The sequence below is a fragment of the Chryseobacterium sp. CH25 genome (assembly GCF_004119455.1).
Classification (GTDB): Bacteria; Bacteroidota; Bacteroidia; order Flavobacteriales; family Weeksellaceae; genus Chryseobacterium.
Window position 1 is genome coordinate 67,135 of record NZ_NRQT01000001.1, and the last position, 23,329, is coordinate 90,463.

Here is a 23,329-nt window from a genome sequence, read left to right on the forward strand (position 1 = left end):
GTTTAAAATTATCTAAAGATTATTAAATAAGAAAAATGAAGAATATTATTTCAAAAGTTATATTGGGAAGTTTTGTGGTAGGTGCAGTAGGAATGGCTAATGCTCAGAAAATAGACGCAAAAGCTAAAAAGATATTGGATGACATTACAGCCAATTACAATTCTAAAAAGAATTCTTACTTCAAATTTTCTTTCGGAAGCGGGCTTAACGGTCAGGTAAATAAAACAGAACCTGGTATCTATTATACTGCAGGAGATAAATACAAATTGAAGATCATGGATACAGAACAGATCTTTGATGGAAATAAAATCTACAACATCAACGCTGATGATATGGAAGTAACCATTGCAAAACCTAATGGAAACAGTGCTATGTTCTCCCCTATCAACTATCTTACAAACTACAGAAACGAATATAATGTAACTTATAATGGTAAGAAAACAGTAAACGGTGTCAATACAGATTTCATTAAGCTTACTCCAGTAAAAGCAAACGGAATTCAATTTGTTTACCTTTTTGTAGATTCTGCAAAAAACAAATGGTGAAACTTGAACAGCACGGAAACAACAAAGATGTTGCAGTAATTGCCATTAAAGAATACAAAGAAAACCAGGATCTGGATCCTAATATGTTTGTTTTTGACAAAAATAAGTTCAAAAACTATATCATTACAGAACTTTAAAAGTTGAAAATCAAAAAGGTAAATTCACCTTTGGTCAATTTCACTTCAGAAAAAAAATAACAAAATATAAAAGCCGCAAATTTGCGGCTTTTTGATTAATTTTGGCACATGTTAAAAATACTAGACAAATATATCATAAAAACCTTCTTTGGACCGTTTTTCTTTATATTCAGCGTATTGTTTTTCATTTTTATTGTAAACATTATCTGGGTTCAGTTAGGACAGTTTATGGGAAAAGGATTAAGCTACTGGCAGATCCTGAAACTTCTTTTTTACCTTGGGGTGAACGTTATCAGTATGGTTCTTCCCCTCACCATCCTTCTGGCAAGTATCATGTCATTTGGAGAGTTTGGAGAACGTTATGAGTTGGCAGCCATGAAAGCTGCAGGGATTCCACTTACCCGGGTAATGGCTCCTTTATTGGGAATTACTACCATTCTAGCCATCATGCTGTTCTTCTTTTCCAACAATATTATTCCTGATTTTCAGAGAAAAGCAAAGAATATGCTTTTTAATATTGCTCAAACGAAACCTGCTATCAACTTTACCCCTGGGCAGTTTATTGATCAGATCCCTGGGTATCTGGTAAAATTTGACAAAATCTATGGTGAGAATGGAGAAAATATTGAAGGAGTTTTTGTTCATAAAAAAGCCAGCACTTACGATAACCAGCAGTCTGTAGTAGCCGAAAAAGGAAAATTTGTACCTGCAGCCAACAAAAACTTCCTGAAGTTAGTCTTATATAATGGATATGTATTTGAAGATAACTTTGCCGGAAAAGGAGAAGCTGTAAGACAGAAACAGCCCGACCAGGCTATTAAATTTGATACATTAGTGAATCACTTTGACATCAGTGAGCTTATCAACAAGGCTATCGAAAAGGAACAGATTACAGATGACTACCGTTTTCAGACTTATAATCAACTCAACTCAACTATTGCTGTCAGTAAAAAAGAAAATGCGCTGTTCTTTAAAAGTATAGGGACAGATGTTTTAAACCAGGCTAATAGTGTAGTTGCTTATATGGATCAGGCTAACAAACCTAAAGTAGCTCCAAAAGCACAGATAAAGATGGATACAGTGAAGAGTGATAAAAAACTTGAGATGATCTACAACTCTTATACAAGGCTTGACAATCTAAAATCAACACTGGAAGCTAAAAAGAATGAGTTCAGTACCAATGTAAAATACTTCAGTAAGATTGTTATTTATCAGCAGAGATATATTTCCTATTCGGTAACCTGTCTTATTTTCTTCCTGATTGGATCAAGTTTGGGGTCTATCATCAGAAAAGGAGGAATGGGACTTCCGGTTATTATTGCCATTGTTATCTTCATTGTTTTCTATGTCATCAATGTTGGGGTGGAAAACATGTCCTGGAGTGGTAAAATGAATCCTTATCTTGCTGCATGGCTTCCTAATCTCATTCTTTTCCCTTTTGGAGTATGGATGACTTATAAAGCGCTTACAGATTCACAATTGTTTGATGCCGAAAAATACAAAGTATTGTTCAAACCTATTACAAAAAGGTTCTCAAAAAGCAAAGAACATAAGAGATATCAATAATTTCAAAAAACAAAAAGGCCCGGGTTTTACGGGCTTTTTTGTTTTTTGAAAGCTGAAAATAGAAAGTTGGACGTTACTATCAGCTATTTCATCAAAAAAAGTAAATTAAAGTTCAATAGCAAGGATAAAATACAATATTACAATCATGTATTATTTTTCCACATACTTCCCTTGTTGTTTCAACTAAAATAACTTCTCTCTTTCAGCTTCCAACTTCCTGCCTTTTCCTTTTCAAAAAAGATTATATTTGCAAAAAATAAAACTGTAACTACATGAAAAAAGTACTGGCTATAGGCCTGTTTGCACTGGGTTCTATTAATGCTTATGCACAGGAAGACAACAACACGGATTATGCATTAAAGGGAGATGAAAGATATGGCTATATCATCGACAAAAGTGGCAAAAAAATCGAAGGAATCGTAAGACTGAATGGAGACGCCCTATCTCCTTGGGATAATCAGAAGAAAGTCAAATTTATCGCTGTATCCGATATTGATAAAGCTAAAAAGAAACAGAAATTCAAAACACTGGATACGGATGACATCAAAGAATATGTTGCTTTTGATGATAACAACAATGAGAGACATTTTGAAAACATCAAATACACCAATACCAAAGAAGGATTCAGTACAGCAACAGGAGGCTTAAGTGGCAATATCAAAGCCTTTAATAACCTTACAAAAAGTACACAGTTCGCAGAAATTGTAACAGACGGAAAGATTAAGGTATATAAATTATATGGCTATCCTACTACTTTCTCAGCCGGAACCAGCCAGATAGCTGCTGCAGAAGCAGAAACTAAAAGAATGAGAGAACACCCGTCTTATATCTACAGCAAAAAGGGTGGTAAAATTGAAGAACTTACTTTTGCCAAAGCTAAAATAATTATTGCAGACTGCAGTTATGCCAAAGGCAAAATGACCAGTGGCTCTTATGCATCCCTGAAGAACAACGAAAAGAAAAGATCAGGCCTTGGCAGATTGATTAAAAGTCAGATTGATGATGTGATGTCAAACGTTCCGGAAATTGTGGAAGAAGTTATTACAGATTACAACGAAAACTGTAAATAAATTACTGAATATGATAAAAGAGACTCTGGATTTAGAGTCTCTTTTTTTTATTAAATTACTGCTTAATCATTAAAATTGATAAACAAAAGCATTAATATTCATTCCTGCTCCTACTGAAGCAAACAAAACAATATCATTTTTTTAATCTCATGATCTTCTAATTCCCCTTTTAAAATCATAGCAAGTAATGACGGAATGGTAGCTACACTACTATTGCCCAGTTTATGAATTACCATAGGCATTATGTGTTCCGGAGCCGGAGTATTATACAGTTGATAAAACCTGTTCACAATGGCTTCATCCATTTTTTCATTAGCCTGATGAATAATAATTTTATTTAATTCATGAATTGAATATCCACTGTCATCCAGACATTTTTTCATGGCTTCAGGAACATGAAGAAGGGCAAATTCATAGATTTTCCTTCCATCCATTTTAATGTATTTAGTATTCGGACAGCGTTCATTATTATAAGACTTTCCAAAATACAAATAGTCTTTTTCCGTAAAGGTATAGGAAGCGGATAGATGAGATTTAATCCCAGATTCATCATTCGGACTATTCTCCAGAACAGCTGCACCAGCACCATCAGCATAGATCATACTGTCTCTGTCATGAATATCCACAACACGGGAAAGTGTTTCTGCTCCAATCACCAGACAACGCTTGGCAATCCCTGCTTTGATAAATGCATTCGCCTGTATTACGCCTTCAATCCAACCTGGGCATCCGAATAAAACATCGTAAGCAACGCAGAAATTATTTTTTATTCCTAATAAATGCTTCACTCGGGCGGCAAGACTCGGAACCATATCAGACTGAACCGTTCCAAACCGGACATCTCCAAAATTATGGGCAAATATTATATAGTCTAAGGTTTCAGGATCTATTCCTGCATTTTCTATAGCAGCCTGTGCTGCTTTAAGCCCCAAATCTGAGGTAACTTGTGTACTTTTTGCATATCTTCTTTCTTCAATGCCTGTAATCTTCTTTAATTTTTCTGTGATAGAAGCATTATTGTCTTTTAATAAAACTCCTGCCTCATTAAGGAAAATATGCTTGTCAAAAAATAAATTGGTAATTGTTTCAGACGGGATATAGTTTCCCACTCCAATAATTCTGGTCATCATCTTTATGTTGTTATCCTGTTCTACAGTATTTCCAGGAATAATCCGATAAATATAACGATAATACTTATCAATATATTATAACAAACTGATAATTCTGATGAATTTATAAATAATTTCATTCCAAAAAAAGAGGATTCCAAATCCGGAATCCTCTTTCTGTATTTTCAAAAACTGAAAATTATACTTTCATAATTTCAGCTTCTTTTGTCTTAAGATGCTCGTCACAAAGCTTCACATACTTATCTGTGTACGTCTGGATTTCTTCTTCCACACCTTTCACAACATCTTCAGAAACTCCTTCCAGTCTTTTAAGTTCTTTCAAACCGTCCTGTCTTGCGTTTCTTACAACGATTTTTGTCTGTTCAGTTTCGCTCTTAGCCTGTTTTGCAAGTTCTTTTCTTCTTTCCTCCGTTAAAGGGGGTACATTAAGGATGATATTTTCCCCGTTGTTAGAAGGTGCAAATCCTAAATTAGAATTAATAATTGCTTTTTCAATAGCATTAATTGCTGTTCTGTCCCAAGGTTGAATAGAGATAGTCATTGCATCCGGAACAGAAACATTGGCAACCTGGTTAATAGGAGTCATTGCTCCATAATATTCAACCATTACATCCTGAACCATTGATGTAGAAGCACGTCCTGCTCTGATTCTTTGAAATGCATGGTCAAGGTGTTTTACCGCTGCGTCCATGTCCTGTTTTACAGATTCTAATATTAGATCTAATTCTTCCATTATTATAGTATAGTTTGATAAATTGCACATTAGTGATAAATGATGATTGATAAACAATAAATGATGAGTAATTAATAATAGGCAATGAGTAATCCTAAACCGCTCATAACTACTATCTGTTACTTATCATCTGATTACAAATCAACCAGAGTACCTACATTTTCTCCTTCCACGATTTTAATTAAATTTCCATCTTTATTCATATCGAATACAATGATAGGTAATTTATTCTCGTGGCTTAAAGTAAAGGCAGTCATATCCATTACCTTAAGGTTTTTTTCAAATACTTCGTCGAAAGATAGTGAATTATATTTTACTGCATCAGCATTCTTTTCAGGATCGCTGTCATAAATACCGTCTACTCTTGTTCCTTTAAGAATAACGTCTGCTCCAATTTCAATTGCTCTCAATGTTGCAGCTGTATCTGTTGTAAAATAAGGATTTCCTGTTCCTGCACCAAAGATCACTACTCTCCCTTTCTCAAGGTGTCTTACTGCTCTTCTTTTGATGAAAGGTTCAGCCACTTTATCCATTTCGATAGCAGACTGAAGTCTTGTCTTGATCCCTGCATCCTCCAATGCACCCTGTAACGCCATTCCGTTAATTACAGTTGCTAACATTCCCATGTAGTCTCCCTGCACTCTGTCCATTCCCTTTGCTGCCCCGGCAACACCACGGAAAATATTTCCTCCTCCAATGACGATCGCTACTTCACAGCCTTTTTCAACTACTTTTTTGATCTCAGCAGCATATTCCTGCAGTCTTTCGTTGTCAATACCGTATTGTCTGTTCCCCATTAAGGCCTCACCGCTAAGTTTCAGAAGGATTCTTTTATATTTCATCTTTTATTTTTAATAAGCTTTTTACTAGAGTGGGTTTCCCCAAATTTGATTTTGCAAATATAATCATTAAAAATATTGGTAAAAGAAAAATATTTAATTAGAAATAATGTAAGAAATATTTTGAAAAGTACGAAAAAGGATTATTTTTGCATTAATTATAAATTGAGTTGAAGAAAATTATCATTTTTTCATTATTTCTATCAGGAATTGTTTCTTATGCGCAAACAGGAACAAATGTGTATCCGTTCTTAAATGTACCTGTATCTGCAAGACAGGCAGCCTTGGGTGGAGATGCAATTTCGATAAGAGATTATGATGTTTCCTTTGCTATTGCAAACCCGGCCCTGTTAAATAAAGATTCAGACAAGCAGCTTTCTGTAAATGCTACAGCCTACCTTGCCGACTCCAAATACGGAACCATTGCTTATGCCAAAGACTTTGAAAATGGCCATATGGCTACCATCAATGCAAGGTATATGAGCTATGGAAGTATCCCTAGAACCGACGAAAGTGGTTTTCAGGATGGAGAATATAAGGCTTCAGATGTAGCTATCGGTGCCGGATATGCTTACCAGTTTGAAGAAGACTGGACGATTGGTGGAGGATTAAATTTCATTACCTCAAAAATAGACAACTATACTTCTTCTGCAATTTCAGGAACTGCCGGAATTACATATCATAATAAAAAGAACAAAGAAGTTCTTTCCCTTGTATTGAGGAACTTCGGTTTTCAGCTGAAATCATTCAACGGAACCCGTGAAAACCTTCCATTCAGAGTAGATCTGGGATACACAAAGATATTAAAGAACTTCCCTCTTGCTATTACCATTACGGCACACGACCTTCAGCAATTTAATATTTCATCTGAATACAATAAAGATGGTCAGAAAGTGAATGCGGGCAGGAAAATTGCAGACCACTTCTCTTTAGGAGCAGAATTATTTCCTGAAAAAAACTTTAATATCAGATTGGGATATAATGTAAAAAGAGGAAATGAACTTGCTGTGGCAGATCAGAGAAACTTTTCAGGACTTTCCGGCGGATTCGGAATTAAAGTGTCAAGATTCCGTATAGATTATGCTCACATAAGATACCACAACTCATCGAACGTCAATCAGATAGGAGTTTCCATGGATCTTTCCAGCCACAGAGGAGAATAAGAAAAATCTTAAATCCATCTTAAAATTTCTTATTATTTCTTGATTTTCTAAAAAAAATCTTGAAATTTGCAGTATGAAAAAACCTGTAATAGCTATCGATGGGTACTCGTCTACCGGAAAAAGTTCTATCTCCAAAATCATTGCTGATAAGCTAGGACTTATTCATATGGATACAGGAGCGCTTTACAGAGGAGTTACCTGGTTTGCTTTGCAAAACTGCCTGGATAAAGAAGGAAAAATTGATCTGAACACTTTATTTTCATCTTTAGATCAGATCCATCTTGAATTTAAAAACAACGACGGAACACTTGTCCTTTATCTTAACAATACAGATATCTCTAAGGAAATCCGTACCAATGAAGTTTCAGACAATGTAAGTCTGGTAGCCAAGCAAAAAGAAGTGAGAGATTATTATTGCAGTCTCAGCGTTCTATAGCAGAAAAAGGCGGTGTTATTATGGATGGACGTGACATAGGGACAGTAGTTCTGCCAAATGCGGACTATAAATTCTTTCTTACTGCCAGTATTGATGAAAGAACCAACAGAAGATTTCTTGAATTAAAGGGTCTTGGAATTGAAGCCGATAAAGAGCAGGTAAAGCAAAACCTTATTGAAAGAGACAAAATCGACAGTGAGCGCGAAATAGCCCCATTGAAGCAGGCAGACGACGCTACAGTAATTGATAATTCAGACCTTACTAAAGAAGAAACCATAGAACTGATTCTTTCTTACATCGAAAAGATTTAACAATTTTTAATAGGCATACAGCCTCCTTTGGTATACAAATTGTAAGTTTTACTAGTGTAAAAACTAATCTATTATTAACTATTAAAAAACTTAAAATGTCTAAAAACGGAAAAAATACAGCAGGTATATTAGCGGGACTTCTTGCAGGTGCTGCAGCAGGTGTAATCTTAGGAATGTTATATGCACCGGAAGAAGGAAAAGAAACAAGAAAAAAAATCAGAAATAAAGCAAATGATCTTAAAGATCAAGCTAAAGACAAATACGGTGAGGTTTCTGAAAAAGTAAAAGACCAGTATGGAAATATTTCTTCTACTTTCAAAGAAACAGCTAATAACGTAGCACATACTATGAAAGACGGATATGATAAATACAAAGATCAGATTGTTTCTAAAACAGCAGATGTAGTAAAAGATGTAGAAGCAGAACTTAATGATCTTAAATCATAAGTAATTTATCTTTTTTAAGTAAATTACAGAAAGGAACTTTTGTGCGAAAGTTCCTTTTTTTGTAACTTTAAAAAAAACAATGATAGAAACTATTAAAGAATACGCCTCTAAGAGAATAGACCTTCTGAAAATAGAAGCTACAGAAAAGTCTTCCCTTTCTGCCGGGCTCATTACCTACTTTGTAGTACTGCTTGTTGCTTTTGCTTTTTTATTATCCTTTTCAACTTTGGAATTGCTTTTCTTATTGGTAAAGCATTGGATAATTACTCGTACGGGTTCTTAATTGTAGCGGCATTTTATGCGCTGGTAATGGCTTTTGTCATTGCATTCAAAAACAAGATTGTGAATAATGTTGCCGATCAGGTTATTAAATTTTTAAATCATTCAAGCCATGAGTAGAAAATACGAAAGCATAGAAGAGCTAAGAAGAAAGAAAAAACTGCTCCAGGGTGAAATTAATGATCTTGAAAACCTTCTTACTTTTAAGAACACAAAAGAAAGCCTTAGTGCGTTTACCAACGGATTAAGCGACCAGTACCTCCAGGAAAAAGTAGATGAAGACGGTGATGAAAAAGTGGTTCTTAGAAAGGATGTCATTGCCAAACAGCTTACTTCAGAGGTTAAAGATCTTCTGATCAGTAAAAATACAGCTGTAGGACTTGCCAGCACGGCTTTCAAAGGAAATATTGCAGACAGTATTATTAAACTTGGTGTAACCGCTATCGTTGGTAATTATGCCAAAAAGAATATGAAAAGTTCTAACTGGAAGAATAAACTGGTAGGAGCTGCATTGATTTACCTCGCTCCTATTGCCCTTAAATATGTAAGAAAAAAATTGGAAGTATACCAAAAAATAAAAGCGTTTCCAGTATGGAACAGCTGATTTAAGAAGTTATGGCTTAGAAAATATAAATTATTCTCTAAGCCATAATTTTTTATTTAGAAAATAACTGTCCTAAAATAATCCCCGCTGCCATTGATACATTCAGGCTTTCTGTAGACTGGGATTTTCCAAACCTTGGAATAGTAATACATTTCTGCAGTAATTTTTCTGTCTCCGGTCTCATTCCGTTTCCTTCATTTCCAAGAATCAGATTGATTTTTTCAGGTTTGTCAAAGGTATAGAGGTTTTCTCCGGCCATATCTGTTCCGATATTTACATTTTCTGTTTTGGAAAGATATTCAACAAGGTCTGTATACACAACATTTACCCTGGTAAACGATCCCATTGTTGCCTGAATTACCTTTGGATTATAGACATCCACAGTATCTTCACTGCAAATAATCTGTTCTATCCCAAACCAGTCTGCTAACCGGATAATTGTTCCTAAATTCCCCGGATCCTGAATTCCATCCAGAACCAACTGTATTTTCTTATCGGCCCACGGTTCTTCTTCTGCCAGATAGCACACGGCAACAGAATCTTTCGGGGTTTTAAGAAAGCTGATTTTTTTAACTCATTTTCAGAGATATGAGTAATAGGGATATCAGTACGGTCCAATTTTTGCGGATCGGTTGATAATATTTCTTTAACTTTAAAGTTAGAATTGAAAAGTTCACAAATGATTTTATTACCTTCAACCAAAAACAAATTGTATTTTTGTCTGAACTTCTTTTTATCTAAAGATTGTAAAACTTTTATTGTATGAGCTGTAAGCATTATAAGAATTCTCCTCAAAAATATTATAAAATTATCTCATTTGCAACATTTGTTGGTCTCCTTTATGCTTGTAGTACCACAAAAAAAGTTCCAGATGGTGATTATCTGCTTACTAAGAACAATTTTGAATTCGAGGATAAGAAAGAATTTTTTGATGAAGAGCTGAAAGATTATGTTCAGCAGAAGCCTAATAAGAAGCAAATTCTTTTTATGCCCTTAGGTCTTATGTTTTATAACATGGCCAACCCTAAATACGACACAATCCTTAATGAATACATGACGTATCCCCGTGAAATGAGAGATCAGAAGCTGAGAGACTCTTTATTTATTAAGTACAATATGAAAAACAGTGTCGGAAAAAATCTTTTCTTCGACCGTTTATTACATACCTGGGGTTCGCCACCTGTTATTCTGGATCAAACCAGAAGTGAAAAAGGTGCTGAATCGATCAAAAAAAGGTTAACCTACAGAGGTTTTTGGGATGCAGAAGTAAAATACAGACATGATTTTGACTCTGCTTCTAAAAAAGCAGCCGTAAACTATTTTATCAAACATAATGATCCTACCTATATTAAAGATTACTTTTTTAATATTCCGGATCAGGGCATTAAACAGGTTTATAATACCCATCTGAATAAAACATTGGTAAGATCCGGCAAGATACTGGATCAAACTGTTCTCGAAAAAGAAGTAACAAGAATTACAGACCTCATGAGAGAGTCTGGGTATTATAAATTCAACAATAACAATGAGGAAGTTTACTTTGTTGCTGATTCTTTGAAAAGCAAAAAACAGGTTCCTCTTACACTGGAAATTCATAAAGATTCTCTGGACAGACCTTATAAGAAAGCTACTTTTGGAAATATTGATGTTGCCATTGTAGATGAAGCCAGTGACTATCCTAAGAATACAGTTAAAGATAGCTTAAGAAGAATTAGGTTCCATAAAATGAATGATAAATATAAAACATCATCACTATGGAGAACCATTATTGTAGACAGCAAACAGACTTACGACCAACAGAAACTGGATGTTACTAAGAGAAACCTTCTTACGATGAACAATTTCAGCATTGTAAAAGCAAGGGATTCACTAAGACAAGGGGGATTTACAGCTCCTAATGACAGTATTGTAGATGTTTTATACATTCTGAAACCGCTTCCTAAATATGAGCTTAAAGTAGGAACAGACCTTAACTATTCTCAGATTCTGAATCTTGGGGTCTCCCCTTCTATAGACCTTACTACCAGAAACCTGTTCAGAGGGGCAGAAAACCTTTCTACAAGTCTTTCCGGTACATTTGGATCTATTGCAAGTACAGAAAATACGGATAAAAGAGTATTGGCATATGAAATCTCGGCTCAGGCATCCCTGAACTTCCCGAGATTATTATTACCGTTCAACTATTATAAATTCATCCCTAAAAGGTATACACCTACATCGTCTATTTTATTGGGAGCTTCTATACAGAATAATATCGGACTGGGAAGGGTTAACTTTAATACAGGATTAAATTACCAAGCAACGGTAAATGATTTAGTATATCATAAGCTTACCTTATTTAATACACAGATCAGTTTAACAAAAAATAAAAATGCTTATTATGATTATTTCGTTAATGATGAAGAAGTAAGAAAAAAAATATTTGCTGATTATTCTGCTCATTATCCAGGAGAACTTAGTCTTGATGATAAAATAAAATCCGGAATACTTACCCTGGACAGTGCATCCGAACTAATTATTAATGATCCTGCCTATCGTGCTTCACTTAATGAGGAAGGTTTGGATCGATTAACAACATTCAGAGGAAGTCTTATTAATAAAGAAAGACAGACTGAGGATGTCTTTATTTCTTCTATGATCTACAATTTTGTTTATAATGAAATTGGAAAAAAGATTACCCTAATGCCTTTTATTTTAATGGTAAAGTGGAACTTGCCGGTAATATCCTAAGTTTATTCAATAAGAAAAGTAATGATGGTGGAGTTGTTACAGCCCCTCAAAAAACAATCTTTGGTATTCCTTATGCTCAGTTTGTAAAGTTTGACATTGATACAAGAAAGTATTTCAAGTTTAATGGTAACCAGACTTTAGTGCTCCGTCAGTTTATTGGAGTGGGTATTCCGTACGGAAACTCCAAAGATATGCCAATCATCAAATCTTATTTCAATGGAGGTTCCAATGATATCAGAGCTTGGGTCGCATTCGGTGGATTAGGTCCTGCAGCTTCTCAGGTGGATGAAAGAATACGTGCCTACATGACGAATGATGTAAAACTGACCACCAATATTGAGTACAGAATTCCATTTAACAATATGTATGAAGGAGCTTTATTTACAGATATTGGAAATACATGGAGCCTTCGTAATCATAATGATGCTCATCAGGATCAGTTCAGATTCAATAAATTCTTAGGACAGATGGGAATTGGTAGTGGATTCGGTTTAAGAATAAATGTGGCTTATATCACCTTAAGATTAGACTTCGCTTACAAGATCTTTGATCCGAATAAGCCGGAAGGTGACCGATGGAGATTTAAAACATTACAGCCTTTCAAGCCAACGATTAACTTTGCCTTCGGATATCCTTTCTAATCCGGAGATACTCCCAAAATAAAATACACTACAGCAATAACACGGGCGAGGATTTCCCTCGTCTGGTTTCTGTAGAAACTTTCAGGCTTAGTTACATCCTGCGCATCAAACCCCAGTGCATTCATATCGTTATTTCTTGCAAAAAATAAAGCACGAAGGTTATGATATCCCTGAGAAACGATAATGACGTTTTTCTTTTTATAGACGTCTTTACAACGAAGAATACTTTTATAAGTATTAAATCCTTTTGGATCTTCAACAATAATATCTCCGGGAACTCCTTCCTGATTAACCAGATAATTTTTCATGGCAGCAGGTTCATTGTACCCCTTACTCTTTTCTCCGCTTACAATAATTTTCTTGATTTTTCCATGATGGTAAAGAAGAGCAGCGGCATCCATTCTCTTGGTAAAATAAGGATTGGAAAGTCCCGATCTCATCTTAGGAGAAGTTCCGAGGACAAGAGCAATTTCTCTTGGCGGAATTTTTGAAATTTTGGTATAGGTACGCCCGTTTGTAAGTCCAAAAACCCACACATTGCAGAAACATATCATTAAAATTCCCAATTCTAATGATACAAATCCGAGGTTAAATATGTTCCTAATAATTCTCAACTAAGATCAAAGTTAAGCTTTATTTTTTTACTTTTCACTATTGACATGCAAGCTAATATATGCCCCTGTAATTCCTCTTTTTCGGTAAGGTATTCATTTTCCAGTAGTTCCACCTCTCCTTCTTCTAAAGAACATTCGCAACTTCCGCAGATTCCGGATTTACATGAATAAGGAACCGGAAACTTCTGAAGCAGTAATTGCTGTAGTATTCTATCCTTATTATCAGGAAGTTGGGTAGTATATTTTTTTCCAAGCATGGTAAATTCCACTTCAATATTTTCAATCAGTGGAAATTCTTTTTCTACAGGATAAATATCATCATTATATTCTTCAAAAAGTTCAAAGTGAATATTTCTCTTTGGAATTCCATGGTGATAGCAGGCATTGGCAAGAGTCTTAATCATCTCTCCTTTTCCACAGATCAGCACTTCATCCACAGCATCCCAGATCGTAGATTCTTCATCGGTATCATCCAAATGCAGGATCTGGTTGATAATTAAATTTAATTTTTTTTCATCCAGCCGGCCATAGAAAAACTGATCGGCCGTTTTTTCCTGCGAAAAGAAATAAAAAATCTGAAGCCTGTCCCCACAGGTTCTCGCAAGATGATCCAGCTGATCTCTAAAAATAAGATCTTCCGAACTTTTATTTCCGAAAAACAGAAACAGTCTGGTTCTGGGTTCATTGTGAAGAATGTTTTTAAAATGGCTTAATATAGGTGTAATTCCAATACCGGCAGCAAAAGCAACAATAGTTCTGAATTCACTCGGTTTAGATACTATGGTAAATCTTCCGGCTGGCTCACTTACCATTAATTCATCACCCTCACTGTAGTTTTGAAATAGCTGAGAAGTAGCTCCATCAGGAGAATTAACCTTTATTCCCAGACATATTTTTCCCTCATAAGGAGCGGAAGTCATCGAATAATCATTAATAACTTCTTCTCCATGTGATAGAAATTTTACACTCACGAACTGTCCGGCATCAAACTTAAAGTTTTCTTTCAAATTCTCCGGAATATCGAACTCCAGAGAAAAAGTATTTTTGGTCAGCTCTACCTTTTTCGCTATTTTTAACGGATGAAACTGTATCAGTTTCCCTTTATAGATTTGTTGTTCCATACTTCAATTCAAAAATAGATAAAAAATAATTTATGAAGAAGATAATTTTATCCACCTTGATCCTGACTGCTCTTTACAGCTGTAAAAAGAAGCTTCAAAAACTGAAGAAGGTACTGTTGCTACAGATTCAGCAGCTATAACTCAAAACACACCTGTTCAGACAGCTGCATATATTCCCAAAGAACTATCTCCTGAAAATGTAGGTCAGCATTTAGCTAAAAATAATGACACTTTATATGTTACCAATTTTTTTGCAACATGGTGTGGCCCTTGCATCAGAGAAATTCCAAGTTTTAAAAACAAAATGCAGGAATTAAAGGATAAACCTGTAAAGTTCACTTTCGTAAACCTTGATGACAGAGCAGATTGGGATACTGCTGTGAAAGATTTTGTGGCAGAACACAACCTTGGGAGCAATGTTATTTTATTGGATGGACAAAAACTGGATCCAAGTTTCTTTTCCAAAAACTTTAAACAATGGGATGGCGGTTCCATTCCTTTTACGTTCATGAGAAAAGGAGATAAAACAGATGAATTTTTAGGAATGATGACTGAGGAAGCATTAAACTCTAAAATCGATGCTTTTCTAAAATAAAATATACATCTTTCTGAATCATGTCAAAAAGATTTAAAATCCTGTGTTTATTGTTAATTATTGCAATCATTGGAGGCGCAATCGTTAATCTGAACACAGGATTTTTAAGTTTAAGCCTTCAGGATTTCTTTAGGGATACTGCACAGAGTCAAATAGCAGAAATCCGTATCAACAGGGTTTTTGTTATGCTATTAGCAGGAATCTCAATTCCGACATCAGGTTTTCTGATGCAGGAATATTTTCAAAATCCATTGGCCGGACCGGACATTCTGGGAATTACTTCTGTAGCCAGTTTATCAGTAGCATTTTACATTCTCTTCTCTCATAATATCCTAATCCCGGAATTTCTGCAAAACAGTTTTCTGAGTTTATCAGCTATTGGAGGAAGTTTATTGCTGATGCTGGTTCTCCTATCCATGTCCAATAAATTTCAGGATAAGTCTTACCTGATTATTTTCGGATTTCTGATATCTGCTTTTGCAGGAGCTATTGTTTCCCTATTACAGTTTTATGCTGAAAATCAAAGCCTGAAAAACTATATTTTATGGTCTTTCGGAGCCAACAATATGGTCACCAGAAATCAAATTTATGTATTATCGGCTTTAGTATTAATAGGACTGTTTTTCTGTTTCAAATCTATAAAACCATTAATAGGAAACTCCTTAGGAACTTCATATGCTCAAAGTTTGGGAGTTAATCTAAAATATTTAAAGCTTCTGATAATAGCAGCTTCTTCCCTACTTTCTGCCTCTATTACTGCCTTTTTAGGCCCCATTCTGTTTATCGGAATTATTGTTCCCCATTTTTGCAGATTGATTTACAATCCGTCAAAACTATGGCAGCAATGGATTTTAAATATGTTCCTGGGAATGCTGATCATGTTATTCTTCTCTGTGATTGCAGAAAAAACTCAAATTCCATTGAATGTCATAAGTTCTGTATTCGGAATTCCAGTAATCTTACTGATGCTTTTAAAACAGAATAAAGTGTAGTTTTTGTTGTTGGAAAACGCAAAGACGCAATTTCTTTTACCTGCTTCATGCTGTAAGGCGCAAAGATTTTATCTCCGATAAAATTTAATGACGCATAAAAATAAGACACTTTGCTTGCTGAAAATCTTTGATTTTCTTGCGCCTTAAAAATTTACGCAATATTATGATAATCCTTTGCGCCTTTGCGTTTGTCCAACAATCCTCAATATTTATAAAAAGATAAAAACAGAAAATAAATAATAAAGGGAAGTACTATACTTAAAACTCAGATGATCTTGCTGATACTTTTGAAGCAGAATAAAGTGTAAATCTTTGTTGGAAACGCAAAGGCGCAAGTGTTTTTACCTGCTTAATACTTTAAGGCGCAAAGATTTTATCTCTGATAAAATTTAATGATGCATAAAAATAAGACACTTCGCTTGCTGAAAATCTTTGATTTTCTTGCGCCTTAAAAAAAACGCAATATTTATGATAATCCTTTGTGTCTTTACGTTTCTCCAACAATCCTTATATTTATAAGTATAAAAACACAACAAATGACAGAAAATGAATTATCAAAAATTGTTTTTGAAGCCGGTTTAAAAATTCATAAAAAGTTAGGATCAGGATTATTTGAACACGTTTATGAAGAATGTCTATTTTATGAACTAACAAAATCGGGATTTTCAGTAGAGAGACAAAAAATGCTTCCCATTATTTATGAGGATTTGAAAATTGAAAATGCATTCAGACTTGATATAATAATAGAAAACAAAGTCATTTTAGAAATAAAAACAGTAGACTTCATCAGCCCGGTTCATAAGGCACAACTTTTAACGTATTTAAAAATGACTCATTGTAAACTAGGAATGTTACTTAATTTTCAATCAGATGTTTTTAAAAATGGAGTCATGAGAGTTGTCAATCATTTATAAATAAAAAACAAAATAAAGTCAAATTCCTTGTATCCTAAAAGAGTATTTTTGTAAAACAATTTGCACCTTTGCTTTTTTATCCAACATCAAATATGCAACTAGAGATCAAACAAGCCAATATTGGATATAATAAAACATTAATTTCAAATGCTAATGCAGGTTTGAAACTTGGTGATGTATGCTTATTGATTGGAAATAATGGGGTTGGAAAAACCACTTTAATTAAGTCTATTCTCCATCAGATTCCCTTGTTAGATGGAGAAATACTGATCAATGGTAAGAATGTGAAAAAGCTTTCCGTAAAAGAAATTGCTGAAAATATCGCCATTGTTTTTTCTAAATCGGTGATTCCGCAGCATTATACAGTGGAAGATCTTATCTCTTTGGGAAAATACATCTACTACCCTTTTTATTTTGAATTGAAAAAGGAAGACCGTGAAGAAGTAGCTTATATTATTGAAGTGTTGGATCTCGGACAATACAAATACACGCTTCTTAAGAATCTTTCGGATGGGAATCTTCAGAAAGCCTTTATTGGAAGAGCCATTACACAGAACTCTCCTGTTATTATACTGGATGAACCTACTACTCATCTGGATGAGAAAAATAAAATTATTATTCTTAAAACGCTGAGAAAATTGGCTAAAGAACAGAATAAACTCATTCTGTTTTCTTCACATGATTGGCGGTTAGCTAAAGAATTTGCAGATAAAATATGGTACGTAAAAGACTCGCAGCTTCATTCAGGAATTGTAGAAGATCTATTACTTCAACATGATGAACTGACGAATGCCTCTTTATTTCAAATACATGAGAGTTTTATTCCACCACATATCTCTGCACCGCAGGTTCAGAAGGAAATGCTGTATTCTTTGCTTCAAAAAAACTTCGCAAAAGACCTTTCTTCTCTTAATTTTGAATTTCAGAACAGTTTTTGGGTAATTACTAACGATTCCCAGAAACAACAATGCGAATCCTTTGAAGAAATCATAAATTTCATTGGAAACATTTATTAATCAATACTTTTCTTTGATTATTTCACATACTATGCATGCATAGTATTATGCAAATCATACAATTTAACTTGTTTACTATCAACTTATTAACAAAATTTAACGTTAATAAATATTATGCATGCATAATATTTACTAAATTTGGGTAAAACCATTAGCGCAAAAATGATGGATAATAATAAGGAAAAAATAGAAAACGTAGATTTAATTTTAAAACAGACCTGGTTGGCTGTTTCTAAAATGTACACAGAATTGGCTCAGGAACATGATTCCACAGCAGTACAAGCCCTCACTCTTCTTAAAATTGATCCCAAAGAAGGTACGCGAAGTACGAATCTTGGACCTAAAATGGCCATAGAACCCACTTCCCTCACAAGAATTATCAAACTTCTGGAAGATAACGGCTATATCTATAAGGAAAAAACCACCACAGATAAAAGAGAGGTGATTATCAAACTTACAGATAAAGGTCTAAATTCCAGAAACATGTCTAAGGAAGTTGTTGTCAACTTTAATAAAAAAGTAATGGAGAAAATTAGTCCAGAAAAGATGGATACTTTTAAAGATGTGATGACTGAGATCATGAAAATAGCCAATGAACTCTTAAACCATAGAAAATAAATGATCATGAACTGCAAGTTCATATAACCCTATAAATAATAAAAAAATAGATATGAAAAGAAGAATCAAACATGTAACGGTTCTTGGTTCAGGAATTATGGGTAGCGGTATCGCAGCTCACTTCGCCAATATTGGGGTGGAAGTGTCACTTTTGGATATTGTTCCTTTTGAATTGACTGAAGCTGAACAGAAAAAAGGTTTGACTAAAGAAGATAAGGTAGTGAGAAACAGAATTGCTACTGAAAACTTCGAAAAACTTAAAAAAGCTAGCCCTGCACTACTTTATTCACCAAAGTTTGCAGATAGAATCAAAATCGGAAACTTCGATGATGATTTACCAAAAATTAAAAATACAGACTGGATTATTGAAGTAGTAGTGGAAAGACTTGATATTAAAAAGTCTGTTTACGAAAAAATTGAACAGTTCAGAAAGCCGGGAACATTAATTTCTTCCAATACTTCTGGGATTCCAATCCACTTTTTAACAGAAGGAAGAAGCGAAGATTTCAAAAAATACTTTGCAGGAACTCACTTCTTCAACCCGGTAAGATACCTTCCTCTTCTTGAGATTATTCCAACTAACGATACAGATCCGGAAATCATTGATTTCTATATGAACTATGGAGCTAAATTCTTAGGTAAAACTACCGTTTTAGCAAAAGATACTCCTGCATTCATCGCCAACAGAATCGGAGTATTCTCTATGATGGATCTTCTTCATAATGTACAGAAATTAGGACTTACAGTTTCTGATGTTGATAAATTAACAGGTCCTGTAATCGGACGTCCAAAATCTGCAACTTTCAGAACTGCTGACGTTGTAGGTCTTGATACATTAGTAATGGTGGCTAACGGAGTTCGCCAAAGCGGTGTTGAAGCGAATGACTTTAATGATGTATTTGCTCTTCCTGCCTATATCCAGAAAATGATGGATAATAAATGGCTAGGTTCAAAAACAGAGCAGGGATTCTATAAAAAAGTGAAAAATGCAGAAGGTAAATCTGAAATTCACGGACTGAACCTTGATACATTGGAATATGAACTTCAAGGAAAATCATCATTCCCTACTTTAGAATTAACAAAAGCTATTGATAAGCCAATCGACAGATTCAAAGTATTAATCGGCGGTAAAGATAAAGCTGGTGAACTATACAGAAAATCATTAGGTGCATTATTCGCTTATGTTTCTCATAAAGTTCCTGAAATTTCTGACGAAGTTTACAAAATTGACGACGCTATGAGAGCTGGTTTCGGATGGGAAAATGGTCCATTTGAAATCTGGGATGCTGTAGGAGTTCAAAAAGGTATTGAACTGGCTAAAGATGCCGGATATGAAGTCTCTGACTGGGTTAAAAATGTAGAAACATTCTATAAAGTTAACGATGAAGGGCAAAGCATTTATGTTGACAAAAATTCAGGAGCATACAACAAAATTCCTGGACAGGATGCCTTCATTATCCTTGATAACATCAGAAAAAATAAAACTCTTTGGAGCAATTCAGGTTCAGCTATTCTTGATTTAGGTGATGGTATCATCAACTTCGAGATCCGTTCCAAAATGAACTCTCTTGGAGGCGAAGTTTTAGATGGATTAAACAGAGCTATTGATTTAGCAGAAAAAGAATACGACGGATTAGTTGTAGGAAACCAAGGGGCAAACTTCTCTGTAGGAGCTAACCTTGCTATGATCCTTATGATGGCTATTGAGCAGGATTGGGATGATTTAAATATGGCGATTGCTTACTTCCAGAAATCTATGATGAGAGTACGCTACTCCTCTATTCCTGTAGTAGTTGCTCCTCATGGAATGACTTTAGGAGGTGGATGTGAAATGACTATGCACGCAGACAGAGTGGTTGCAGCAGCAGAAACTTACATTGGACTGGTTGAAACCGGAGTGGGTGTAATTCCTGGTGGTGGTGGTACTAAAGAACTTGCTTTAAGAACTTCCAGAGAATTCCACAGTGATGATGTGAAAAACAACAGACTTCGTGATGCCTTCATGAACATTGCAATGGGCAAAGTAGCGACTTCAGCTTATGAAGCTTACGATATGGGAATCCTTGAAAAAGGAAAAGACATTGTTTCCGTAAGCAAAAACAGACAGATTGCAGAAGCTAAAAAAGTAGCAAAACTATTAGCAGAGCAAGGATATACTCAGCCAATTGAGCAGAAAGTAAAAGTTCTTGGTAAAGATGCATTAGGAATGTTCTACGTAGGAACAGACCAGATGTTAACAGGAAAATACATCTCCGAGCACGATAAGAAAATTGCAGACAAACTAGCCAACGTAATGGTAGGTGGAAACTTATCTGAACCAACAGTTGTTACTGAGCAGTATTTATTGAACCTTGAAAGAGAAACATTCCTTCAGCTTTGCGGTGAAAGAAAAACTTTAGAGAGAATTCAGTATATGTTACAAAATGGGAAGCCATTGAGAAACTAATAGGGAGCTCCGTAGGAGCGAACTGTTACTAGACAACGAATAATTTTTAGAAATGGCAGAGCCTCGTAGAGGCGACCTGATAATACCAAATCATGTTAGTTTTATGGCCAATACCTATACACAGATTTATATTCAAATTGTTTTTGCAGTAAAAGGAAGAGAAAATCTTATTACCAAAGAAAACAGAGAAGAATTGCATAAATTGATTACAGGTATAGTCTCTAACAGAAATCAAAAATTATTCGCAGTTTTTGCAATGCCAGACCACGTTCATATCCTTGTAAGTATGAATCCGACCTTGTCAGTTTCAGATTTAGTAAGGGATATCAAAGCGGGTTCTTCAAAATTCATCAATGAAAAAGGATGGATCAATGGAAAGTTCAATTGGCAGGAAGGATACGGAGCTTTTTCTTATTCTAAAAGTAGTGTTGATTCGGTTGTAAAATATATTTTAAACCAGGAAGAGCACCATAAAAAGAAAACTTTTAGAGAAGAATATCTGGATTTTATGTCAAAATTTGAAATTGAATATAATTCAAAATATTTATTTGAATGGATTGAAGACTAACAGGTCGCTCCTACGGAGCTCCACAGCTTGCAAAACAACAGATCTATGAACAGTTTACCTCTATGAGGCAAAAATCTTTCAAAAACAATTTAATTAAACAAAAAAATGAAAACAGCATACATCGTAAAAGGATTCAGATCAGCAGTAGGAAAAGCACCAAAAGGTTCTCTACGCTTTACACGTCCTGACGTAATGGCAGCTACCGTTATTGAAAAATTAATGGCTGAGCTTCCGCAATTAGATAAAAACAGAATTGATGACCTTATCGTAGGAAATGCAATGCCAGAAGCAGAGCAAGGATTAAACGTAGCCCGTTTGATTTCCCTAATGGGTCTAAATACAGATAAAGTTCCTGGGGTAACAGTAAACAGATACTGTGCATCAGGAAGTGAAGCGATTGCTATTGCTTCTGCAAAAATTCAGGCAGGAATGGCTGATTGTATCATCGCTGGAGGTACAGAATCTATGTCTTATATCCCAATGGGTGGTTATAAGCCGGTTCCTGAAACAGATATCGCTAAAACAAACCCTGATTATTACTGGGGAATGGGTTATACTGCTGAAGAAGTAGCAAAACAATACAATATTACCAGAGAAGAACAGGATCAGTTTGCCTTTGAATCTCACATGAAAGCTTTAAAAGCTAATCAGGAGGGCAAATTTGCTAACCAGATTGTTCCGATCCCTGTAGAATATAACTTCTTAGATGAAAATCAGAAATTACAGACTAAGAAATTTGATTTCTCTGTGGATGAAGGGCCAAGAGCAGATACTTCTCTTGCAGGTTTGGCTAAACTTAGACCTGTTTTCGCTAACGGAGGAAGTGTAACGGCCGGAAACTCTTCTCAGATGAGTGATGGTGCTGCTTTCGTAGTAGTAATGAGTGAAGAAATGGTAAAAGAATTAGGTCTTGAGCCGGAAGCAAGATTAGCAGCGTATGCAGCAGCAGGTCTTGAACCAAGAATCATGGGTATGGGGCCAGTTTACGCTATTCCAAAGGCCCTTAAACAGGCAGGTCTTGAATTAAAAGACATCGATTTGATCGAGCTAAACGAAGCATTCGCATCACAATCAGTGGCAATTAAGAAAGAATTAGGTTTAAATCCCGATATCTTAAACGTAAACGGAGGAGCAATTGCACTTGGTCACCCGCTAGGATGTACAGGTACTAAACTAACCGTTCAGCTTCTTGACGAAATGAGAAGACGTGGAAATAAATACGGAATGGTTTCTATGTGTGTAGGAACCGGACAGGGAGCAGCTTCTATTTTTGAATTGTTATAGACAGTAAGATAATAGACAGATAGATAATAGACTTGAAGATACTAGAAATGCATGGCTAATTTCAAAAGACATAATTTTAAGAAACTTAAAATCTGGCAATTGGCTTTGGAATTATCAAAAAGTACATTAGATCTAACAGATACTTTTCCACCGCATGAAAAATATGGTTTGAAAAGTCAAATGGACAGATGTGCAATCTCAATTCCATCAAACATAGCCGAGGGTTCAAGTAGAACGAATAAGTCATTCAGTCATTTTTTAGATATTTCTTTAGGTTCATCATTTGAATTGCAGACACAGATATTGTTAGCAAATCACAGAAAATATTTATCTGACGAAAAAAGTGAAATCTTTGAAATTAAAATTGAAGAATTTCAAAAAGCAACAATGGTATTTCAAAATACTTTGAATAAGGATTAATAAGATAATAGACGAAGAGATAATAGACAGAAAGAAAACAGTTAGCATTAAAATCTATCATCTATCCGTCTATTATCTAAAAGTCTCAAAAAATTATAAAAACAAAATAAT

19 protein-coding genes and 5 pseudogenes are annotated in these 23,329 nt (G+C 34.9%); 18 read left to right on the forward strand and 6 right to left on the reverse strand.

Features of this window, described 5'->3' with window-relative positions; genetic code table 11:
• Positions 1 to 35 precede the first annotated feature (35 nt).
• From BOQ64_RS00300 to BOQ64_RS00310, 3 genes and pseudogenes are all read left to right on the forward strand, one after another.
• Positions 36 to 682 (forward strand): annotated as a pseudogene (locus BOQ64_RS00300) (LolA family protein).
• A gap of 108 nt (positions 683 to 790) precedes the next feature.
• Positions 791 to 2,248, forward strand: coding sequence for an LptF/LptG family permease (locus BOQ64_RS00305; RefSeq protein ID WP_129057023.1), 1,458 nt, complete (start codon positions 791 to 793; stop codon positions 2,246 to 2,248).
• 272 nt (positions 2,249 to 2,520) lie between these two features.
• The gene (locus tag BOQ64_RS00310) at positions 2,521 to 3,318 is read left to right on the forward strand and encodes a hypothetical protein (RefSeq protein ID WP_129057021.1); all 798 of its coding nucleotides are present in this window, start codon (positions 2,521 to 2,523) and stop codon (positions 3,316 to 3,318) included.
• A gap of 69 nt (positions 3,319 to 3,387) precedes the next feature.
• Here the strand turns inward: BOQ64_RS00310 and BOQ64_RS00315 are convergent.
• The 3 genes and pseudogenes from BOQ64_RS00315 to pyrH form a co-directional block, all read right to left on the reverse strand.
• Positions 3,388 to 4,448 (reverse strand): annotated as a pseudogene (locus tag BOQ64_RS00315) (3-oxoacyl-ACP synthase III family protein).
• Between the two features lie 178 nt (positions 4,449 to 4,626).
• Positions 4,627 to 5,181, reverse strand: coding sequence for a ribosome recycling factor (frr, locus tag BOQ64_RS00320; protein ID WP_129057019.1), 555 nt, complete (start codon positions 5,179 to 5,181; stop codon positions 4,627 to 4,629).
• Positions 5,182 to 5,315: 134 nt separating this feature from the next.
• Complete coding sequence (pyrH, locus tag BOQ64_RS00325; RefSeq protein ID WP_129057017.1) at positions 5,316 to 6,023, reverse strand: UMP kinase; 708 nt, start codon at positions 6,021 to 6,023, stop codon at positions 5,316 to 5,318.
• A 167-nt stretch (positions 6,024 to 6,190) separates the two neighbouring features.
• Here pyrH and porQ point away from each other — a divergent pair, with 167 nt between their 5' ends.
• The 5 genes and pseudogenes from porQ to BOQ64_RS00350 all read left to right on the forward strand — a co-directional run bounded on the left by porQ (position 6,191) and on the right by BOQ64_RS00350 (position 9,259).
• The gene (porQ, locus tag BOQ64_RS00330) at positions 6,191 to 7,183 is read left to right on the forward strand and encodes a type IX secretion system protein PorQ (protein WP_129057015.1); all 993 of its coding nucleotides are present in this window, start codon (positions 6,191 to 6,193) and stop codon (positions 7,181 to 7,183) included.
• A gap of 73 nt (positions 7,184 to 7,256) precedes the next feature.
• A pseudogene (gene cmk, locus BOQ64_RS00335) lies at positions 7,257 to 7,930 on the forward strand ((d)CMP kinase).
• Between the two features lie 95 nt (positions 7,931 to 8,025).
• A complete protein-coding gene (locus BOQ64_RS00340) occupies positions 8,026 to 8,376 on the forward strand; it encodes a YtxH domain-containing protein (RefSeq protein WP_089734174.1) in 351 nt (116 codons plus the stop codon).
• 79 nt (positions 8,377 to 8,455) lie between these two features.
• A complete protein-coding gene (locus BOQ64_RS23515; RefSeq protein WP_228448010.1) occupies positions 8,456 to 8,659 on the forward strand; it encodes a hypothetical protein in 204 nt (67 codons plus the stop codon).
• Positions 8,660 to 8,767: 108 nt separating this feature from the next.
• A complete protein-coding gene (locus BOQ64_RS00350; RefSeq protein ID WP_228448012.1) occupies positions 8,768 to 9,259 on the forward strand; it encodes a phosphoribosyl-ATP pyrophosphatase in 492 nt (163 codons plus the stop codon).
• A gap of 52 nt (positions 9,260 to 9,311) precedes the next feature.
• On the opposite strand, the pseudogene BOQ64_RS00355 reads toward BOQ64_RS00350, so the two are convergent.
• Positions 9,312 to 10,036 (reverse strand): annotated as a pseudogene (locus BOQ64_RS00355) (TrmH family RNA methyltransferase).
• Here BOQ64_RS00355 and BOQ64_RS00360 point away from each other — a divergent pair.
• Positions 10,022 to 12,630: pseudogene (locus tag BOQ64_RS00360) on the forward strand (BamA/TamA family outer membrane protein). The pseudogenes BOQ64_RS00355 and BOQ64_RS00360 sit on opposite strands and share 15 nt — an antisense overlap.
• On the opposite strand, the gene BOQ64_RS00365 reads toward BOQ64_RS00360, so the two are convergent.
• A complete protein-coding gene (locus BOQ64_RS00365; RefSeq protein WP_410494453.1) occupies positions 12,627 to 13,184 on the reverse strand; it encodes a vancomycin high temperature exclusion protein in 558 nt (185 codons plus the stop codon). The pseudogene BOQ64_RS00360 and the gene BOQ64_RS00365 sit on opposite strands and share 4 nt — an antisense overlap.
• Before the next feature lie 56 nt (positions 13,185 to 13,240).
• Complete coding sequence (locus BOQ64_RS00370) at positions 13,241 to 14,365, reverse strand: ferredoxin--NADP reductase (RefSeq protein ID WP_129059600.1); 1,125 nt, start codon at positions 14,363 to 14,365, stop codon at positions 13,241 to 13,243.
• A gap of 172 nt (positions 14,366 to 14,537) precedes the next feature.
• On the opposite strand from BOQ64_RS00370, the gene BOQ64_RS00375 reads away from it, so the two are divergent.
• The 9 genes from BOQ64_RS00375 (at position 14,538) to BOQ64_RS00415 (ending at position 23,218) form a co-directional block, all read left to right on the forward strand.
• Positions 14,538 to 14,960, forward strand: coding sequence for a TlpA family protein disulfide reductase (locus tag BOQ64_RS00375; protein WP_228448180.1), 423 nt, complete (start codon positions 14,538 to 14,540; stop codon positions 14,958 to 14,960).
• A 20-nt stretch (positions 14,961 to 14,980) separates the two neighbouring features.
• On the forward strand, positions 14,981 to 15,952 hold the full coding sequence (locus BOQ64_RS00380) for an iron ABC transporter permease (protein WP_185147050.1): 972 nt from the start codon (positions 14,981 to 14,983) through the stop codon (positions 15,950 to 15,952).
• 536 nt (positions 15,953 to 16,488) lie between these two features.
• Entirely contained in the window at positions 16,489 to 16,866 is a 378-nt protein-coding gene (locus BOQ64_RS00385; RefSeq protein WP_129057006.1) for a GxxExxY protein, read from the forward strand.
• Between the two features lie 92 nt (positions 16,867 to 16,958).
• The gene (locus BOQ64_RS00390) at positions 16,959 to 17,882 is read left to right on the forward strand and encodes an ABC transporter ATP-binding protein (protein ID WP_129057004.1); all 924 of its coding nucleotides are present in this window, start codon (positions 16,959 to 16,961) and stop codon (positions 17,880 to 17,882) included.
• 165 nt (positions 17,883 to 18,047) lie between these two features.
• The gene (locus tag BOQ64_RS00395) at positions 18,048 to 18,500 is read left to right on the forward strand and encodes a MarR family winged helix-turn-helix transcriptional regulator (RefSeq protein ID WP_129057106.1); all 453 of its coding nucleotides are present in this window, start codon (positions 18,048 to 18,050) and stop codon (positions 18,498 to 18,500) included.
• 52 nt (positions 18,501 to 18,552) lie between these two features.
• A complete protein-coding gene (locus BOQ64_RS00400) occupies positions 18,553 to 20,946 on the forward strand; it encodes a 3-hydroxyacyl-CoA dehydrogenase/enoyl-CoA hydratase family protein (RefSeq protein ID WP_129057002.1) in 2,394 nt (797 codons plus the stop codon).
• Between the two features lie 103 nt (positions 20,947 to 21,049).
• A complete protein-coding gene (gene tnpA / locus BOQ64_RS00405; protein ID WP_129057105.1) occupies positions 21,050 to 21,514 on the forward strand; it encodes an IS200/IS605 family transposase in 465 nt (154 codons plus the stop codon).
• A 105-nt stretch (positions 21,515 to 21,619) separates the two neighbouring features.
• Positions 21,620 to 22,798, forward strand: coding sequence for an acetyl-CoA C-acyltransferase (locus BOQ64_RS00410; protein WP_129057001.1), 1,179 nt, complete (start codon positions 21,620 to 21,622; stop codon positions 22,796 to 22,798).
• Positions 22,799 to 22,849: 51 nt separating this feature from the next.
• The gene (locus tag BOQ64_RS00415; protein ID WP_129056999.1) at positions 22,850 to 23,218 is read left to right on the forward strand and encodes a four helix bundle protein; all 369 of its coding nucleotides are present in this window, start codon (positions 22,850 to 22,852) and stop codon (positions 23,216 to 23,218) included.
• Positions 23,219 to 23,329 lie beyond the last annotated feature (111 nt).